Origin of the sequence: Streptomyces luteoverticillatus, assembly GCF_003970715.1 — a bacterium.
Lineage (GTDB): Bacteria > Actinomycetota > Actinomycetes > Streptomycetales > Streptomycetaceae > Streptomyces > Streptomyces abikoensis.
Map to the genome: position 1 here is coordinate 39,430 of NZ_CP034587.1, position 17,501 is coordinate 56,930.

Here is a 17,501-nt window from a genome sequence, read left to right on the forward strand (position 1 = left end):
CCTTTGTGCCGCTGCTGTGAGACTGCCCGGCCAGGGCTTTCCCCCCTGCCGCCAAGCGTCTCACCGGCCCAGGTGAGCGGCCTTGATCGCGCGTTGCGCGAAGACCTCCTCGCGCTGGTCTTCCATCTGTCGCAGCGCGTCCTTGCGGTCTCGCTTGGAGAGGCGGTCGAGATAGGTGTGGCCGGCGAGGTGGTCGGTCTCGTGCTGCAGGCACCGGGCGAAGTAGCCCGTCCCTTCGATGACGAGGGGGTTACCGTCCTTGTCGAACCCGCGAGCGACAGCATGGTCGGTGCGGGGAACCGTCATGGTGGCGCCGGGCACGGACAGGCAGCCTTCGGAGTCGTCGACGAGTCGCCGGTTGCTGCCCGGCCCGGGCAGGTCCAGAACCGGGTTGACGATGTGGCCGACATGCCGGATCCCGTGGTCGTCCGGGCAGTCGTACACGAACAGCCGCAGGCCGATGCCTACCTGGTTGGCGGCCAGGCCGGCTCCGTCGGCCACATGCATGGTCAGGAACATGTCGTCTATCAGCGCCGACAACTCCGGAGTCCCGAACTCGGTCACCTCCCGGCACGGGCGCCTGAGCACCTCCTCGCCGACCACCGTGACCCTGCGAACCGATCCCCGATCCGCTTCCGGCGGCAGAGCCGGATAGGCATCGACAGGGTGGCCTTGCACGCGGACTCGCTGATCGATGGAACGGGACCGCTCGTGACGAACAGGCATGGCTGTCTCCCCTTTTTTGCACACCACCGCTTGCGAAGATCTTTGCAAAGTAGCAGACTTTGCAAAGTGACTGAAGACGACCTCAACGCCCTGGACGACCAGACAGCCTGCACAGGCGAGAAGTTGCGCGAGCACGAAGTCCGCACAGCCCTGCTGGACCTGCTCGCCGAAGTCGGCACCGTCACAGCGTCCGAAGCCGCCTCACGGCTCGGCTACAGCTCTGGCCTCTGCTCGTTCCACCTACGGCAGCTCGCACGTCACGGCTACATCGAAGAGGCCCCCCACCACGGAGGCCGCGCACGCCCCTGGCGCCTGAGGCAGAACGCCGCCGCTGCCGGCGGGACTACAGAGGAGCCGTTCAGCGACTTGGCCCGAGGGCTGGAGGACGAGAGCTGGCAGCGATGGCTGGCCCAGCGAGATGAGGCGCCGCTCGAGTGGCGCCACGACGAAGCCTTCAGTGCCGTCGCCTATCTGACACCCGAAGAGATGAGCCGGGTCGCAGACGTGCTCCGACGGGCGCTGGCGCCTTACCAAGACCGTGAACAACGCCCCCTGGCCCGGCCCGAAGGCGCTCGACCGGTGGCCCTCATCACCCGGCTGTTCCCCTGCTCCCCCACCCGGCAGACAGCGCGGATCAGAGCTGAGGCATCGTTGGCCCTTGCGCGCTCGCTTGAGGAAATGGCACGAAGCTGAGGCAGCAGTCATAGCCAATCGGCAGGTGGCCATGACGATGACCCGTCTCACCTTCTCGGATCGACAAGCCCGAAACGTCGTAGCCGTTCGGCTCAGGTGTCGAGGAGTTCCGGCACGAAGATGTCCTCGCACCTCAGCTTTTGCTTCGACAGGCCCTGCTCGTGGTGGTAACGCAAGAAGGTGTCGATGGCCTTGCGGTTCGCGGCGACGCCGTAGGGCCACCAGTCGTCGCCGAGCAGTCGGCGGTTCCCCTCGAACAGCGTGCTGAACCACGGCGTGATGACGCTCATGTGCTGCTTCGCGGCGTCGTCGAGGTACTTGCGCTGGGCGAGTTCCTTGGCTTGCGTGAAGGCGTCGTAGACGGCCCGTGCGAGGACCGACCGATGTGCCAGTTCCCTGCGGATCGCGATGATGTGCATAGGGGGGAAGATCCCGGTGCGGCGGTAGTAGTCGCGCTCCACGGCCTCGTAGTCGGGGAACAGGCGGGCGACCTTCGGGGAGCCGTCCAGCACCGCCTGCGGTACGTCGACGGAGATCAGTGCGTCGATCTCGCCGGATTCGAGCATGGCGCCCAGGGTCTGGCCGTTCTCCGCGTGGCGCACGTCGACGCCGTCCGGGACGGGCTGCGGGACCCAGCCGAAGGCGGGGAGGGGGTGATTGGTGCCGCCGATCACCCAGCGGCACTGGTCGGGGGTCACGCCGTACTCGTCGGCCAGGATGCCCTTCGACCAGATCCCGGCGTCGTGCCCGTAGAGCGCGAACTCGCCGACGGTCCTGCCGGCCAGGCCCTGCGGTGTCACGATCCCGCTGGCGGTGTTCACGAAGATTGCCGAATGGCGGAAGTTGCGGTTCGGCAGGATCGGCAGCGCCAGGAACGGCGCGTCGTCGAGGTCGAGGGTGCGCAGGAAGTAGGTGAGACCGAACTCGGCGAGGTCGTAGTGTCCCTCGACGGCGCGGCGGAAGATGTCCGACACGAGCGGTGCCGTCTCGAACGTCGCGTCCACCCCGCCGACCGCGACCCGGCCGTCGAACAGTGCCTCGGTGTGCTCGTAGGCGTAGACGCCGATGCTCAGCTTGGTGCTCATCAGTGGATCTCCTCTCCGGGAGTCCGTGGAGCGGCCGCTTCCGTAAATGACTGTTCACTTTTAGGGTGTTCCCGGAACGGTAGAGCTGTCAAGATGAATGTTCATTCACGATGAAGGGGGCGACCATGCCGCGCATCACAGCCGAGCGCCGCGAGGCGAAGCGTGCGGAGATCGTCGCCGCGGCCCGTCGTTGCTTCGCCCGCGACGGGTTCCACCAGACCTCCATGCCGGACATCGCCGCGGAGGCAGGCGTCTCGGCCGGCGCGCCCTACCGCTACTTCACCAGCAAGGAGGAGATCATCCTCGCCATCGCGGGCGACGCGTTCCGGCTGATCTTCGAACCGGTTGAGCGGCTGGCCGAGAGCGCGGACGCCCCGTCCGTCACGGAACTGGTGGCCGCCGCGCTCGGCACGATCAGCGGCGAGACAGTGCAGGACGCGGCGGGGCGCGAAGTCGCAGTGGAGGAACTGCTGCGCTGCGTCGTGCAGACATGGGCGGAAGTGCTGCGCAACAACGAGGTACGCGGCCCGGCCGCGGAGGGCTTCGAAAAGGTCCGCGCCACTGTCGCCGATGCTCTGCGCCGCGGCCGGGCCGCGGGCACGGTGCCCGCCGCCATGGACCCGGACCGCGCAGCCCGCGTGGTGATGGGGCTGCTGCACGGATTCCTGCTCCAGCGCGTGGCCTTCGGTCTCACGGACACGGCCGACTTCGCAGACGACCTGCACGCCGGGCTGATCTTGTGATGGGCCATGACTGCGCCAAGGCGGCGCGACACCGGCATCACGACGGACCGACACTGACGCATTGATCCCCGCGCCGCGCGCGTCGCGGTAGCTCACTGGGAAGTACAGGAGTGCTGGTCATAGCCACTCGTTGTTGGTTGCGACCAGCGCGGTCGCGTAGTAGCGGACGGCGAGTTTGTCGTACCGTGCGGCGACCGCGCGATGGCGCTTGAGCCGGTTGATCCCGCACTCCACCGCGTGCCGCTCCTTGTAATCGTCCTTGTCGAACTTCGGCGGGCGACCGCCTCGGGAGCCGAGCTTCTGGCGGTTGCGGATCTGATCAGCCTTCTCCGGGACCCGTAGGCCCGGTCGGCGCGGACCTTGTCCGGGCTGGCGCGCCGGCGCCGCCGAACTGCGCTGGGCCGCCGACTTCCTCGGGCCTTGGATCACCCGCTGCCTACGGGGCCGCTCCTCGGGCGACGGCCGCACGGCCAAGCGCGCACACCTCACACCCCCAGGTGCAGGGCCCGCCCAGGAGGCGTGACCAAGCGCCTCCCGTACTCCCCGGCGCGTGTGCCCGCAGATCCTCGGCTCAGGGTAAGGCGCCAATGGCAGCTTGACGGCGTAGGCGTCGAGGTCGCCCTTGCGGGGCGGTTGGGGGGCGAACCCGTCGCCGCCGGTGAGCCGTGAACGCCTGCCGTGCTCAGGATGGCCAGGCTCCCGAAGACGGCCAGGTGCCGATCCTGAGCGGTGCTCCAGTGCGGCAGAAGAATTGGCGACAGGCCTGCCGCCAGCGCCACCAACACCGTCATCTGCTGGCACACCGAACACCCCGGCCTCGCCGCTGGGGCAGTTCTCTGCCGTTACCTGGGGAATACCGCACGGTCGAAACACTGCCTCTTCACCAGTCGAGCAGGCGTTGCGGTGGTGCTGGGCGGTGGGGGCGGTTGGCGGTATGTCCCCTCGGTGAATGCACGAGGGGACCATTACGGCTGGCGCTCACTTCCACGGTCGGCTCAGGGGTGATTGGTCAGTCATCAACCAGCGCCACTCCCGCTTCACCACAGTCGTGGCCAGAGTCATCAGCCATCACCTCCTCCTGCACACAGCCAGCCGTCGACATAGCTCCCCGGACCAGCGGTCATCCCCCGTAGATCACCGCCATCACCCAGCCAGGCTCGAGGCTGGTCAAGATGCGACTCAACTCGTCATCAACACGATCTCTGTCTCCCATCACTTCGGCAACGGCCCCTTCTCGTCAGAAGCCGCGACCAGCGCCCAATGCGGACCCACGTTTGTCATGGCCGACTCCGAGTTGAAACACTCACCCCCTGCGGGCCAGGAGCCTTTGCACAAGACCGCGATACCAGCCGTCAACTCTGCATGCGACTGAGTAGCTCATCGACTCCCAAGCTGCCCACGGGCCCACCCGAAACCTCGCCACCGACGCAAACGGCTGACCGGGCCACTCACCAAGCGCGCCGCAACCCGGCAATCTGCATGGAATGGGGGTAAACGACGAACCATCCGACGGGTACATCGACGAACTCCAGGCCTTCGAGGAAGGCATCACAGCCTGCGCACCAGACACACCGGACTGCCCTGACTGCGGCCACGCGCAAGACCTCCGCCAAACGACAGACGGACGCTGGCTCCTCCTCGATCCCGATCCTTGGCCAACCGACGTTGTCCCTGCCGGCCGCCGATGGTTCTCCACGCCGGATGGCCTCGTCCTCAACGGCCATGGAATCGACCCGCCAAGCAACGAATGCCAGCTCGCCCATCAGCTCGTGTGCAGCCGGCAGGAGCCCTCCGGCCACTGGTCGGATATCCGCGTCGTACTCTGGGCCCGTAACCGAGCCCGCGACTAACTGCCTTACGAATGACTTGTCCGAAACCGGGCGTCCAACAATGCCCGGTCTCTCCTCAGCTCAGCTCCAAACAGGCCACGTCTCTACCGCCACCGATGCACACGCACACCGGAAAGGTGGTCAAGCTGGGTTCAGTTGGCGAGTGGTACGCGGCGTTCGGCCGCTTACGAGCGTCCCCTAGCGCGTGAGCACCGGCAGGGATTCCAGCCCCCGCATGAGTCGTGTTCGCCGCCATCGAAGTTCTTCGGGTGTTACTGCGAGGCGGAGTCCTGGGAACCGGGCCAGGAGTCCGCCGAGGGCGATCTCCGCCTCGGCCAGGGCGAGAGGCGCGCCCAGGCAACGGTGGATTCCATGGCCGAAGGCCAGGTGTCCCCTAGCGTCACGGTCGGCGTCAGGGCGATCGGGAGTCGGGTAATGAGCGGGATCCCGGTTGGCCGCTCCCGGCGAGATGAGCACGGGCACGCCGGCGGGGATTTCGGTCTCGCCGAGAGTGATCGCTTGGGCGCTGTAGTGGAAGGTGGCGATGCCGACCGGTGAGTCGTAGCGCAGCAGTTCGTCCAGCAGGCTACTGAGTTCGCGGGGTTCGGTTCGTACGCGGTCGAGGAGTCCGGGGTGCTGGAGGAGCGCCAGGATGGCGTTGCCGATGAAGTTAGTGGTGGTCTCGTGGCCGGCGACGAGGAGGAGGACAGCCAGGGAAACGAGCTCGTCCTCGCTGAGCTTTTCGCCTTCGTCCCGGACAGCGATCAGGTGGTGCAGGAGGCTGTCGTCCGGGGACCGGCGCTTGGCCTCGATGAGGTCAGTCATGTAGCCGGCCACGGCGTGGGAGGCTTCGTCGATCCGCTGGGGCTGTCCGGCTGCGAAGAGGTCGTTTGACCAGGTGCGTACCTGGGCTCGGTCGGCCTCGGGGACGCCGAGCAGCTGGCAGATCACCGTGACAGGCAGTGGCACGGCGAGACCGGCGACAAGGTCGGCTTTCCCGTCTTTCGGGAGGCTGTCGAGAAGGTGGTCGGCTGTGTGCCGGATGTACGGGCGCAAGCGAGTGACGGCGCCGGTGGTAAAGGCTTTGGTTACCAGGCGGCGCAGGCGGGTGTGCTCGGGCGGGTCGGTGGCGAGCATGGTGTGGGCGACCGCGGGGTGGAGGTTGCGGCCGGAGGGACGGTCGGCGAAGAACCGGGTGGTGTCCTTGGACAGTCCCGGATCGGTGAAAGCCGCCTTCGCTTCGGCGTAGCCGGTCACGAGGTAGCTGGGCCTGCCTCCGGATCCGGTGGTCACCTGTTTGACAGGGGCTGCCGACCGGAGCTCGTCGTAGAAGGGATAGGGATTCTGGAAGAACTCCGGGCACGACATCGGGTCGCTCATGGTTGTGGTGACTGCTTCCTTCTCCGGGCCGTCTCGGTAGTGGTCGGGCGTACGACGCCGCTGTTGGCAAATGCCTGGGCGACGAGCAGCACCCGCTCGGTCTCGGCTCTAAGCTTGCCCTCTCGCTTACCGGTCCCGGGTGCGGGCCGGGCGATATCGCCGTGCGGTCTCAGGCTGCGGCGCTTGGCCCTGACGACATCTTGGAGGACCGCCGCTTCCATGGTGGCTTGCCCGCGAAGCGTGTCAGCCTTGCGAGCCGGGCCAGGACGTGCGCATCACCTTGGATCCTGAGGAGCGAACTCCACGTTCGAGCTGCGGTCCATGACCGACTGGGCGAGCGTGATGGACAGGCCGGCGTGACAGCGGCTGGCAGCTGTTCCCCAAGACCGCAAGGGTGGGCAGCGCGTGTACCAGGCAATCAGGCCGACGACCCAAGCTGGCCGATTCCTTGTCCGGGCCGATCGCAAGCGCTCGCAGCGTGGGGGCGCGCTACGCCTGCGGGAAGCTAGCCGCAGTCGCCGCCGCCCCAGACACCGGCAGGTCTGTGGGCCATCAGGAGGACCAGCAGCTCGAACGGGATGGCCGCGATGTTGAGCCACACACTCACGTACGCGAGCAGGCCCGGTTTCGTCGCCCACAGGCCTGTCGCACAGCGCCGGCGAATGCTGCACGCTGCCAGGACGCATGCCGCAATGGCTGCCACGCCGAGAGTCGGACCCGCCCACGCCGCGACATACTCGATCAGCGCAACGGGCGCCCGCACGGCTTTGCAGGGCACGGACTGGTCCATGCGATGCCCCTCCACCATCAGCGCGTACCCGGCGACGAGCACTCCCAGGACAGTGGAGACCGGAACCAACAGGGCCTGGCGCGTCACGCTGGGAGGGACGGGACGTGGCGAGGTATCCGCATCCCGCGCCGCGGTGTCGAAGGAAGGGGCGGTCGGATCACTCAGCGTCTTCGATCGCTTCGTGCAACAACGTTCGTGGCGGCCCCTGACGTCAATCTCCAGTCGCGGGCTCACAGATCGCCACGGGCGCTGAGGGCAACGGCTTGCCCGGGGTAAAACATCAGGTCATGACAAGGCTGTCACAGACTTCCGGGATTACTTGACCTTGCCTGGGAGTGAAGAGCAACAGTGTCTCCACCCAGCACGGGAGCGGCACCGGGTACTCGCGGCGGCGGCCGGCCGCACGCCCGGAACGAAGAGGTGGGTCCGTATGACTACGAACTGCATCATTTTCGATATCGGGGGCGTGCTGGAGATCACGCCCGAAACAGGGTGGGTGCAACGGTGGGAAGAGCGGCTGGAGCTCCCGCCAGGCACTGTGAACGAGCGGATGCGCGACGTGTGGCGAGCCGGAAGCGTCGGGAGCATCAGCGAAGCAGAGGTGTACAAGCAGGTGGCCGCACGCTTGGGTCTCGGCATGTCCCGGGTCGAGACCTTCATGGATGATCTGTGGGCGGAGTATCTGGGGATGCCGAACCAGGAGCTCATCGACTATGTGCGAGGGCTCCGGGGAAGCTGTCGGCTGGGCATCCTGAGCAACAGCTTTGTCGGTGCGCGGGAACGAGAGGCGGCGCTGTACCGATTCGACGAGTTGGTGGAGCAGGTTGTCTACTCACACGAGACCGGCATCGAGAAACCGGACCTGCGTGCCTTCGAAGCTGCTTGCGCCGGCTTGGAGGTGCGGCCGGAAAGCTGTCTCTTTATCGATGATGTGGCCGCCAACATCGAGGCTGCCCGGGCGGCGGGCATGCAAGCACATCTATTCGAAGACAACGACCGGGCGATCAAACGCATCATGGCCACCTGGGCACCGGGTCCCTGCCTCCAAGCCATGCCCCGCTCGGATGACCGGGGCGAGGTAGCAGGCCGAACCGACTGCCACTCCCCCACCAGTTGTGAATACGCTCCGAGTCCGCGCGGGCCTCGCGCCCATGCGCATTGCCAAGCCGGGGCTTCCCATCATCACCGCGTCGCCGCTACATCTGCGGGCGTTCCCCTCCCCTGGGCTGGAGTCGTGGCGTACCGGGCCAGGTCGCCCAGCGCAGACCGGCGGCTCCCTTCGGCAGCAGCCCGGCGCCGATGAGTACGGCTCGGCCCGCTTGTTCACCGGCGATAAGGGCAGGCTGATCAGCGCCGGCGCCGACAGTCATCCAGCCGTCGCGCTCTACGAACGCCTCGGCTTCTCCCGCATCGACACCATCGAACCAGCCCCCGGGCTGTGGCAGTGCCCTGGCTGTGGCAGTGCCCGGGGTCTCGTGCCGTGCTCTGGCCGCGCCCCTGACCAGGCCGGATCTTCGTCTGGCTTGGGAGCCGGGGTCGATTGTCAGTGGTGGGTGAGACGGTAGGAACATCGAGTCGGAACGAGGGGGAGCCATCATGGCCGGAAACCAGAACTACATCAATCACGTTGCTCTCGTGCTGGATGCCAGTTCGTCGATGTCGCACCTGAGCCGCAAGGTCGTCGAAGTCGCCGACCAGCAGATCGCCTACCTTGCCCGCCGGTCGGGGGAGCTGGACCAGGAAACCCGCGTCACGGTGTACGTCTTCGCCGACAAGGTGGAGTGCGTCATCTACGACAAGGACGTGCTCCGGATGCCGTCGCTGAAGGAGCTGTACCGGGTCGGTGGAATGACGGCTCTGCTGGCTGCCGCGCTGAAGTCGCAGCGGGAGCTGGCGCAGACGGCGCAGTTGTACGGCGACCACAGCTTCCTGACGTTCGTGCTCACCGACGGGCAGGAGAACGCGAGTCATCACTGCCCGGACGCCCCTGCCAGGGATCCGCGTGAGCTGGTTGAGGCCGTGGCGGGGATGATCGAAACGCAGCAGGACAACTGGACGCTGGCCGTCCTCGTGCCGGACCAGATGGGCAGGCGCGAGGCCATGCGGTGCGGTTTCCCGAAGGACAACATCGCCATCTGGGACGCCACTAGCACGCAGGGCCTGGAGGAGGCCGGGCAGGTCATCCAGCAGGCCACCGAGAAATTCATGGTGGGGCGTACCCGGGTATCCGGGGATCGCGGGCGGTTTTCTCGACGGGCGCGGAGGCGGTCAACAAGGACACCATCGAGGCGGCCGGCCTCACCCCCGTGGATCCGTCGGGGTACCAGCTGATTCCGGTGACCCGTGACGCCGCGATCCGGGAATGGGTCGTCGAATCCGGACACACCTACCGTACCGGTGGTGCGTTCTACCAGCTGAGCAAGTCGGAGAAGATCCAGGCGCGGAAGCAGATCGCGGTGCTGGAGAAGACGACGGACCGGGTGTACACGGGACCCGAGGCCCGAGCCCTGCTCGGCCTGCCGGACATGGAAGTCCGCGTCAAGCCTGACCACAACGACGACTTCACGATCTTCGTGCAGAGCACCAGCGTGAACCGCAAGCTCGTGGGCAACACTCGGCTGCTGCTGATGCTCTGACGCCTCGGAAAACCGTGGGCCCTTGGCGGCCGCCGACCCGGGTATCGGGCGGTGAGTGGAGCGGGTCGGGTTCTGTATGTCAGCGCGGGCCGGCTCACCGTGGCCGAAGAGGACAGAGGCTGTTACTCAGGTCGGTCTGCGGTATGGAAGGACTCGCAGACCAGAGCGTCCTCCCCGGACCACGTCCGGCGCCGCGCTTCGGTACCTACCGCGTCGAAGCCGTCGAGAATGTAAGGCGCAACCTGCGGGGCCACGGGTTCGGCTACGGCCCTGGCCGTCAACGGCCGGTGGGCAAGGGCGCATACGGGGAAACAGCATGCGGAGCACCTTAAAGACGGCGCTATCGCTGCCCGGGCGGTGGACGGTGGCCATCGCGGCGACAGCTATCTCGACGACAACCGCACCGTCATGGCCACCGGTGTACCCGTTGCGGGTTACTTCTTCGCGGCCTTGGCCGCCTCGTCCCCCGCTGTGGCTGTGGCGCGCTTGCCGTCCTGGACCTGCTGCAGGCGCTTGAGCGTCGCGGCCAGCATGTCCTGGACGCCGGTGGTGTCGCCGCCGGTGCCCTGGATCTTCACCCGGATGTTGACGGTGCCGGAGCGGGTGAAACCGTTCACCGAGTTCTCGCTCAGGCCCGGGTTCACGACGAACACCGTCTCGTCCCCCACCGGCTTCTTGGGAGCCTTTTCCTTGCTCTGCTCTGTGCCCTTCCATTCGGTGTAGGCGCTCTTGGCGTTCTCAGGTGTGTCGAACAGGCAGATGTCTACATCCATCATGTTGTCGGTGGAGCCGTTGTACATGAACCACGCGCTGCCGCCCCGCACCCAGCCCTTGGGCGAGGCGTCCTTCTTCACCTCCGTGCAGTACTGCCCCTCCGAGGTCACGCGCTTGTCCTTGTAGGGCTCCCAGCCGGGAAGCACCTCGCCGGGGCCGGGGAGAGCCTGGGTTATCTCGCCCTGTTCGAGCTGCTTGGTGAGGGGTTTGCCCGGCTCGTCCCCGGACTCCGAGGAGCAGCCGGTAATGGCGGCCAGGCTGAGAAACGCTGTGAGGGTGGTGACGGTGATGCGCGTGCGTGACATGGACATATCTTACGGACGGTGGCCGGTGAGAAGATCAACCGGATCCGGAGCCGGGCGCCCTGTCGTAGCTGTCGCGTCCGTGGGCGGTCGACGACGGGTGCCCGGGGGAAGGCGGTCACTTCGCGGTTGCTTCGGCTACTTCAGCGATCTCGACTCGGGGCCGACGAAGAACCTCAGAATGGACAGCACCGCGACCACCTGAACCAGTACGTAGGCGATCTGCGCGGAGAAGCTCTTTATCTGGTAGATCGACAGGAGCAGTTGGATGCGGCTGGGCCACAGGCGGCGTTCCGAGCGGAAGGTGTCCAGGTCCATGGCGAGGCCGGTGAGGGTGAGTACCAGGAGCATGAGGCAGACGCCGAAGGCCACGTTGCCGACGCCCTGGTTGGTGATGAGGTTGCCCAGGCTGCCGAGGCCGATCAGCAGGGCGTAGGCGATCACCAGGCTCAGGGCGCGGGCCGGGCCGCGGCGGCCGGGGAGCAGCCGCCACAGGGCTCCGAGTACCAGGCCCGCGCCCGCCCAGGTCAGTTCCCAGGAGATGAAGGCCCAGACCATCTCGGGGGCGCCGAAGAAGTACTGCTTCTGGCGCATCCACACCTGCTCCGGCGCGTAGGAGGCCCAGACGAGGATGACGCTGCCGGGCAGGCCGAAGACGGCGGCCAGGAGGGCGGCCCGCCGGGCGTTGTCCCACCATCTGGCGTACGGTCCCCAGCTCAGGGCGACGTCCACGACCGTGATCTCGCCGGGGAGCCACAGCCGCGGGGAGCCTCGGGTCCCGCCCTGGGGCCGCCAGTGGTGCAGGCGGCTCATTTCCTTCTCCACCGCGTGTCTGCCGCCGGGGGCGTCCGGGTGCTGGGCCTGGTCCATGCCGCGCAGGAGACCAATCAGTTCCCGGTAGCGGCGGGCACGTGCGATGAGGTCGTTGAGGCCGGTCTCGCTGATCGATTCGCCCAGTGCCGGGGCGCGAGGGCAGCCCTCGAAGTGCTGGGTGAGGACGGCTCGTCGCTGCCCGACCGCCAGCAGTCCGTACAGCGCGGCGAGGTCCAGCACCAGCCAGAGGCTGGCGAGCAGCTGGCTGCCGGCGTAGGAGCCCTGGCGCCAGGCCACCACGATGGCGAAGAAGACGGCCAGCAGGAGCCGGTCCAGTTTGGTGGGGCTCGCGTAGGGCATGCGTGGCGCGAGGTCCCGGGCCCTGAGGAGGGCCACGATGGCGATGCCGGTCAGCGCCCAGGTGTGGGAGTAGAACCAGGCGGGGAGCTCGGCGGTGAAGGCCACCAGGTCCTTGCTGAGGAAGGTGTGGTAGCGCGCCCGGTAGTCCGGGGCGTGCTGGTCGCTGAGCCAGCTGACCCGTTTCCAGTGACGTTCGCTCGCCCACACCGCCCAGCCCAGGAACAGCAGGGTGGTGACGGTGAGGCAGGTTCCTGTGCGGCCTAGCCGCCAGGGGGAGGTGTGGGGCCGGAGCAGTCCGCCGTCGTGGGCCAGCATGCGGGCCCACAGCACCAGTCCGGCGAGCCAGAGCCAGAGCATGGCCGCGGCCATCGCCAGGAGGGCGGGGATGTCCGTTGCGGTGGCTGGGCTTTGGGGGACGACGAGTGGCGGGGGCAGACCGAACAGGGACGGTGCGGCGGCCACCAGGCCTCCGGCCAGGGTCAGCGCGGTGGCGGCCGCCAGTACGGTATTCCTGGGGCGGGCGGTGGCGATGAGGGTCCAGGCGGCGAGGAAGCCGACGAGGACAGGCCAGCGGAGTTCGTACCCCAGCCAGGCCGGCGCGATCTTCAGTGCCCTGGCGCTGTCGAGGACCATCTTGTACAGGAGGAGGACCAGCACACCGAGCACGGCCTTGAGCAGGCCCCAGCGCAGCAGGGCGGTGCTGCTGCCGTCCTGGAGATCGGTGGTCCCGGGGCCGGCGGGCCAGCGGCGGGCCTGGAGGGCGGCGAAGACGATGATGCCCGCGGCGCCCAGCCACCAGGTGGTCATCCCGGCCGCGTTGGCCACCAGCCACGGTTCGCTGCTGGAGCTCGTCGCCACCCAGGCGCGTTGCCATGGGGGGACCAGCTGGACCGTCACCGTGGAACCTTGTGGCCCGGGTGGTCCGAGGTCGCGCCACAGCAGGTTCGCGCTGTCCGCCTGCGCCGGCCGGGGCGTCACCTGTGAGGTGGCCAGGCCGCCCAGCTCGATCCGTACGTCGTCCCAGTGCGCGCCCGCCAGCGCCGGGGGCGGCACGAGCGAGAGGGTCCACAGCTCGGGCCGCACGCCGATCGCCCATGGCCCGATCCGGGACTGCCCGCCCTTGTTGAACTGGAAGAGGGTGTCGTAGCGCACCTTGACCCAGGACGCCTCGGTGACCACCTGTGGGCTGTGCGGGCGGAACTCGTCGGGACGCATGACGTCCCTCGGGTCCCGCAGCAGGCAGCGCATCGCTTGCTGGTGGGCGGCGGAATTCTCGCTCAGCAGCAGGTCGTTGGCGTGCGCCCAGGAGGTGGGGGCCCGGATGGTCATCGTCGCGATGGCCGCGGCCACGGACTGGGCGCGGTTGTCGATGCGCAGCGTGGCCTGTGTGCGGGCGGTTGCCAGCTGGTCGGCGTGGCATTCGGCGGCGGGGGTGGGAGTAGGGGCGGCGGGGGCTTCCCCATGGGGGGTGGTGGGGGCCTGGGTGCGGGGGGCCGCAGGGGTTTCGGCGCGAGCTTCCGGACGGGCTTCGGCGCGGGCTTCCGTACGGCCCTTGGTGGGGGCCTCCGTGCGGACCTCCGTCCGGGCCTCGGCGGGGCCCTCCGCGCGGGCGGGAGGGACGCCTGACCACACCAGGCAGGCCAGCAGCAGCGCCGTACACCGCCCCGCCCGGCGGGCCACGGCGGTCATCGCCGCCGACGGCCGTCCGGGCACCGGCCCGGGCGGCCGGCAGGAGCGGTGGGTGGCCTCACCGCTGCGCGCTCTTCTTCCCCGGACATCCACTGATCGGGCTGCACTGCAGCACCACCTGGCAGACGTGGCTCTCGACGTCGGCGCCACCGGCGTTCCGGGATGCCTTCGCCTTTCCCGGTGCCTTCGCGAAGCGCCACTGGGAAGGCCTGGTGTGCGTGGTCGTGGCGGCCTTCTCCACCTTGACCTGCAGGGTACGAGCGTCGAGGTCGTGGGTCTCGACCAGCACTTCGTCGGGGGCGAGGCGGAAGTGGTCGTGCAGCAGGCACAGGCCGAACCGGTCGAGATTGCCATGCTTGTCCAGCACCGCCACGAGGTCGCGCACGAAGGCGCCATCCTGCGGTCCCAGCCCTTCGGCCTCCTCGAACGAGGGAAGCACTCGACGCGCGACTTCGGCCTGTCTACCCATGATTAGCCTCCTTGGCGACGCTTTGTTCTTGATGGATGTAATGCGCGGAATTAGCGTAATCATGCATATGTATGCCTGCAATCCAGAGGGTGCCTGGGGTTGGTCCGGCGACCGCTGCGCCGGTGTTCCACGGGCCGTGGGCTCGACGGCCATAGCCCTTATGGCCGTCATCCTGATGGGCGGGCAGGGCGACCGCCCCCGGCCACCTGAACGCCGCTCTGCGCAGAACGTGTACTTCCCGAGGCCATGCCCACGGGCATCGCTGACCTCAAGAGCCGCAAAAGGACAGGCGGACACCCGCTCATCCGCGTCATTAGACTGCGACCCGCTCCCTGCCACATATCTGATGCGTGAAGGGCGATACGCCCTGCCCCGAGGAGGCACCGGAATTGATACGAGAGCCCGAGCACAACCAGCGGCCGATCCCACCCGCGGTGCAGGAGGCCTACGGAGCGGACGACCTCGGCACCAAGCCCATATTCGCCGGAGGATTCATCAACTTCGGCCACTGGCAGGCCATCGACATCAGCTCCGGCCTCTCCCACGAGGACCGCGTCCGCAGCCAGCAGGACATGTACCGGCACATTCTGAACGCCCTGCCGCCCACTGAGCAGCGGCGGGCGCTGGAGGTCGGCTCCGGCACCGGGGCCGGTACCGCGCTGGCGCTCCAGGAGTACGGCTTCGCGCAGATCACCGGCATGGACATCCACCCCCGACAGATCGAGCGAGCGCAGCAGTCCAACTCCCGTCTCCTGGCGGAACGGCCGGAGCACCTCGGCTTCGTCCAGGGCGCGGCCGAGAGCATGCCCTTCGACGACGAGGAGTTCGACTTCCTCTACAGCGTCGAAGCCGCCCAGCACTTCAGCGACCTGACCGCCTTCGGGCGCGAAACGGCCCGTGTGCTGCGGCCCGGCGGACACGCCGTGATCGCCAGCTTCTTCACCACCGACGACACACCCGGTCACGCCGAACGCCTCGCCGCGCTCCTCGATTGCTACGCCAACGGCCTCGACCTCGCCCACCCCGTCCCCCACGTCGTCGACGCCCTCGCCCAGGCCGGACTGACACACACCCGGGCCACATCGATCGGACCAGCCGTATGGCAGGGCTGGGACCGCTGGATCAACCACGTCTCAGGACCCGACGCGTGGCCCCGCAACTTCCTCCGCGTCCACGAAGAAGGCATCCTCGACTACTACGTCATCACAGCCACCCGGCCCGCGGACTGAACAACCGCCGCACCACTCCCCCGCCCCCGGGCGGCGTCCGGCAGCCCCCGGCTCGCGCGGCCCGTGTCTTCTAGTGCTCCTGTGTCCGGCGGACCTCGCCCGTACCCAGCCTGATCACGGCACGCGGCTGCATCGGCCCCTCACCTCGCCTGGAGAGCAAGGCCACCTCCTCGACCACCGCGGACAACCCACCGAGCCGGACGGCGCACTCGGCGGCCAGCCGCTGCGGGTCCCGGGTGCGGCCGAGCGACAGATGCGGGGTGAAGCGGCCACCACGACCGCGACACAGCGGGAATCGCAGCTCCAGCGCCCGGTGGAGCCGGGCCCACGCTGCCGGGTCCGCGGCGGCCGGGTCGAGCCACACCGTCGCGTAGGACCGGTGCCGGAAATACCGCACACCCGCCAGACGCGCCGTGAACGCCGCGCTCTCCGCCACTGCGGCGGACAGCAGCGGCACAGCCCGTACGAACTCCTCCTCCGGCACGAACCCGAACAGCAGATTCACGTGCGGTGGCCACCGCCGGACCTGCGGATCGTGCTCCCAACGGATGTCCTGGATCGGCGGCCAGAGCTCCTGCGGTGGCAGCCAGGCCACCGCCGTCCGGGCCGTCGGCGCCACCTCGAGCACGTCCGAGGGCTCAGCCCCACCACCGGTATCCGGGTGTCCGTCCACAGTGTCATGATCCGTGCTCCGCTCAACCCGGTGGCGGCCTGGGTGGGCCAGCCGGGTCAACGGTTCGCAAAGGGAGCCGGGTGACGGCCGGCCGATCGCGGCTTCCGCCGCCAGGGCACCGGGGTGAGGGCGACAACTCCGTGGGGGCAGGTGATCCTGGAGCCGTGCACCCTCACCCTGCGGAGGAGCCACCCACGATCGGAGTGGAAGAGGAGTTCTTCCTCGTCCATCCCGGCAGCCGCCGCCTGGTGGCGGCCGGCGCGCGGGTGGTCGCGCGTGCCTCGGCAGAGTTGCGGGGAGGTGTCTCCGGAGAGTTCACGGAGTTCCAGGTCGAGGGCAGGACACCACCCTGCTCCGGCCCGCAGGAGCTGCGCGGGGAGCTGCGTCGTGCCCGGGCGGCCCTGGCGGCCGCGGCGCGAGCCGAAGGCCTGCGCCTGTGCGCGTCCGGCACACCGGTCCTCGCTGACGACAGCGGTACCGGCACGACGGGTGCGGACATCGGTGACCACCCCCGCTACCGCGCCGGACTCCTGCAGTACCGCAGGCTGCTCGACCAATTCGTTCTGTGCGCCTTCCATGCACACGTACACCTGCCCGACCGGGAGACGGCCGTCCTGGTGAGCAACCACCTGCGGCCCTGGCTGCCACTCCTGGTGGCCATGAGCGCCAACTCGCCCTACCACCACGGCCAGGACACCGGCTACGCCAGCTGGCGCGCGGTGATCCGCAGTTGCTTCCCCTGCCTGGGCCCGCCACCGTACGCCGCGTCGCTCGACGAATACGGACACCTCGCCACCGCGATGGCCGCCACCGAGGCGATGCTCGAGCCCGGCATGCCCTTCTGGGACGTACGGCCCAACCCGCACCTGCCCACCCTGGAGGTACGGACCATGGACGTACTGCCCGACACCGACGACACCGTGGCCATGACCCTGATCATCCGCGCCCTCGTCACCACCGCGGCATCCCGCGTGGCAGACGGCGATCCTGGCCCCCGCGTCGGCGCGGAACTGCTGCGCGCGGCCTACTGGCGCGCCGCGCGGGACGGCTGGCCGGGCCAGGGCCTGGACACACTCACCGGCCACGTACTGCCCTCCTCGGAACAGGCACAAAGGCTCGTCGACGACATACGCCCCGCATTGCACGCCTACGGCGACGAGGACGAAGTCACAGCATTCCTGCACCGGCTGCGGCAGCGCGGCTCGGGAGCCGAGCGGCAGCGAGCCCGGATGACCCACGAGCCGCACCTGAGCGCGGTGGTGGATGGTTGCCTGGTGCAGGAGACGTGCGCGGACGGCTGCGGCTGACCG

At 68.3% G+C, this 17,501-nt stretch carries 13 protein-coding genes and 3 pseudogenes; 8 read left to right on the forward strand and 8 right to left on the reverse strand.

Annotated elements, in window-relative coordinates:
• Positions 1–60: 60 nt before the first annotated feature.
• Positions 61–726 (reverse strand): peptide deformylase, encoded by a 666-nt coding sequence (gene def / locus EKH77_RS00180; RefSeq protein WP_126912414.1) that lies wholly within the window; start codon positions 724–726, stop codon positions 61–63.
• 66 nt (positions 727–792) lie between these two features.
• Here def and EKH77_RS00185 point away from each other — a divergent pair, with 66 nt between their 5' ends.
• Positions 793–1,419: a winged helix-turn-helix domain-containing protein gene (locus tag EKH77_RS00185; protein WP_126912415.1), complete on the forward strand. Its 627-nt coding sequence runs from the start codon at positions 793–795 to the stop codon at positions 1,417–1,419.
• A 92-nt stretch (positions 1,420–1,511) separates the two neighbouring features.
• Here the strand turns inward: EKH77_RS00185 and EKH77_RS00190 are convergent, their stop codons facing one another.
• Positions 1,512–2,504: a 4,5-dihydroxyphthalate decarboxylase gene (locus EKH77_RS00190; protein ID WP_126912416.1), complete on the reverse strand. Its 993-nt coding sequence runs from the start codon at positions 2,502–2,504 to the stop codon at positions 1,512–1,514.
• Between the two features lie 125 nt (positions 2,505–2,629).
• Between EKH77_RS00190 and EKH77_RS00195 the strand changes: the two genes are divergently transcribed.
• The 3 genes and pseudogenes from EKH77_RS00195 to EKH77_RS34690 all read left to right on the forward strand — a co-directional run bounded on the left by EKH77_RS00195 (position 2,630) and on the right by EKH77_RS34690 (position 5,097).
• The gene (locus EKH77_RS00195) at positions 2,630–3,247 is read left to right on the forward strand and encodes a TetR/AcrR family transcriptional regulator (protein WP_126912417.1); all 618 of its coding nucleotides are present in this window, start codon (positions 2,630–2,632) and stop codon (positions 3,245–3,247) included.
• A 367-nt stretch (positions 3,248–3,614) separates the two neighbouring features.
• A pseudogene (locus tag EKH77_RS33520) lies at positions 3,615–3,770 on the forward strand (SGNH/GDSL hydrolase family protein); the annotation flags it as partial.
• Between the two features lie 961 nt (positions 3,771–4,731).
• Positions 4,732–5,097, forward strand: a complete 366-nt coding sequence (locus EKH77_RS34690; protein WP_430980966.1) for a DUF6083 domain-containing protein — start codon at positions 4,732–4,734, stop codon at positions 5,095–5,097.
• Between the two features lie 177 nt (positions 5,098–5,274).
• Here EKH77_RS34690 and EKH77_RS00210 read toward each other — a convergent pair whose 3' ends face one another.
• Positions 5,275–6,456 carry a cytochrome P450 family protein gene (locus EKH77_RS00210; protein ID WP_126912418.1) on the reverse strand — a complete coding sequence of 394 codons (1,182 nt, stop codon included), beginning with the start codon at positions 6,454–6,456 and terminating at the stop codon, positions 5,275–5,277.
• 505 nt (positions 6,457–6,961) lie between these two features.
• A complete protein-coding gene (locus EKH77_RS00215; protein WP_126912419.1) occupies positions 6,962–7,333 on the reverse strand; it encodes a hypothetical protein in 372 nt (123 codons plus the stop codon).
• 343 nt (positions 7,334–7,676) lie between these two features.
• Between EKH77_RS00215 and EKH77_RS00220 the strand changes: the two are divergent.
• Positions 7,677–8,267: pseudogene (locus EKH77_RS00220) on the forward strand (HAD-IA family hydrolase); the annotation flags it as partial.
• A gap of 575 nt (positions 8,268–8,842) precedes the next feature.
• Positions 8,843–9,882: pseudogene (locus EKH77_RS00225) on the forward strand (vWA domain-containing protein).
• A gap of 434 nt (positions 9,883–10,316) precedes the next feature.
• Here the strand turns inward: EKH77_RS00225 and EKH77_RS00230 are convergent.
• From EKH77_RS00230 to EKH77_RS00245, 3 genes are all read right to left on the reverse strand, one after another.
• Positions 10,317–10,961 carry a hypothetical protein gene (locus tag EKH77_RS00230; protein ID WP_126912421.1) on the reverse strand — a complete coding sequence of 215 codons (645 nt, stop codon included), beginning with the start codon at positions 10,959–10,961 and terminating at the stop codon, positions 10,317–10,319.
• A gap of 135 nt (positions 10,962–11,096) precedes the next feature.
• Entirely contained in the window at positions 11,097–13,820 is a 2,724-nt protein-coding gene (locus EKH77_RS00235; RefSeq protein WP_164737677.1) for a DUF6185 family protein, read from the reverse strand.
• A gap of 58 nt (positions 13,821–13,878) precedes the next feature.
• Positions 13,879–14,289 carry a hypothetical protein gene (locus EKH77_RS00245; RefSeq protein ID WP_240667142.1) on the reverse strand — a complete coding sequence of 137 codons (411 nt, stop codon included), beginning with the start codon at positions 14,287–14,289 and terminating at the stop codon, positions 13,879–13,881.
• A gap of 389 nt (positions 14,290–14,678) precedes the next feature.
• On the opposite strand from EKH77_RS00245, the gene EKH77_RS00250 reads away from it, so the two are divergent.
• Positions 14,679–15,518 (forward strand): class I SAM-dependent methyltransferase, encoded by an 840-nt coding sequence (locus tag EKH77_RS00250; RefSeq protein ID WP_240667143.1) that lies wholly within the window; start codon positions 14,679–14,681, stop codon positions 15,516–15,518.
• 70 nt (positions 15,519–15,588) lie between these two features.
• Here the strand turns inward: EKH77_RS00250 and EKH77_RS00255 are convergent, their stop codons facing one another.
• Positions 15,589–16,191 carry a 2'-5' RNA ligase family protein gene (locus tag EKH77_RS00255; RefSeq protein WP_126912423.1) on the reverse strand — a complete coding sequence of 201 codons (603 nt, stop codon included), beginning with the start codon at positions 16,189–16,191 and terminating at the stop codon, positions 15,589–15,591.
• A 164-nt stretch (positions 16,192–16,355) separates the two neighbouring features.
• Here EKH77_RS00255 and EKH77_RS00260 point away from each other — a divergent pair, with 164 nt between their 5' ends.
• Positions 16,356–17,498: a carboxylate-amine ligase gene (locus EKH77_RS00260; protein ID WP_126912424.1), complete on the forward strand. Its 1,143-nt coding sequence runs from the start codon at positions 16,356–16,358 to the stop codon at positions 17,496–17,498.
• Positions 17,499–17,501 lie beyond the last annotated feature (3 nt).

Coding starts and splice junctions, on each gene's coding strand:
- def (WP_126912414.1), bottom strand. CDS start 726: ATGCCTGTTCGTCACGAGCGGTCCCGTTCCATCGATCAGCGAGTCCGC.
- EKH77_RS00190 (WP_126912416.1), bottom strand. CDS start 2,504: ATGAGCACCAAGCTGAGCATCGGCGTCTACGCCTACGAGCACACCGAG.
- EKH77_RS00195 (WP_126912417.1), top strand. CDS start 2,630: ATGCCGCGCATCACAGCCGAGCGCCGCGAGGCGAAGCGTGCGGAGATC.
- EKH77_RS34690 (WP_430980966.1), top strand. CDS start 4,732: ATGGGGGTAAACGACGAACCATCCGACGGGTACATCGACGAACTCCAG.
- EKH77_RS00210 (WP_126912418.1), bottom strand. CDS start 6,456: ATGAGCGACCCGATGTCGTGCCCGGAGTTCTTCCAGAATCCCTATCCC.
- EKH77_RS00230 (WP_126912421.1), bottom strand. CDS start 10,961: ATGTCACGCACGCGCATCACCGTCACCACCCTCACAGCGTTTCTCAGC.
- EKH77_RS00235 (WP_164737677.1), bottom strand. CDS start 13,820: ATGACCGCCGTGGCCCGCCGGGCGGGGCGGTGTACGGCGCTGCTGCTG.
- EKH77_RS00245 (WP_240667142.1), bottom strand. CDS start 14,289: ATGGGTAGACAGGCCGAAGTCGCGCGTCGAGTGCTTCCCTCGTTCGAG.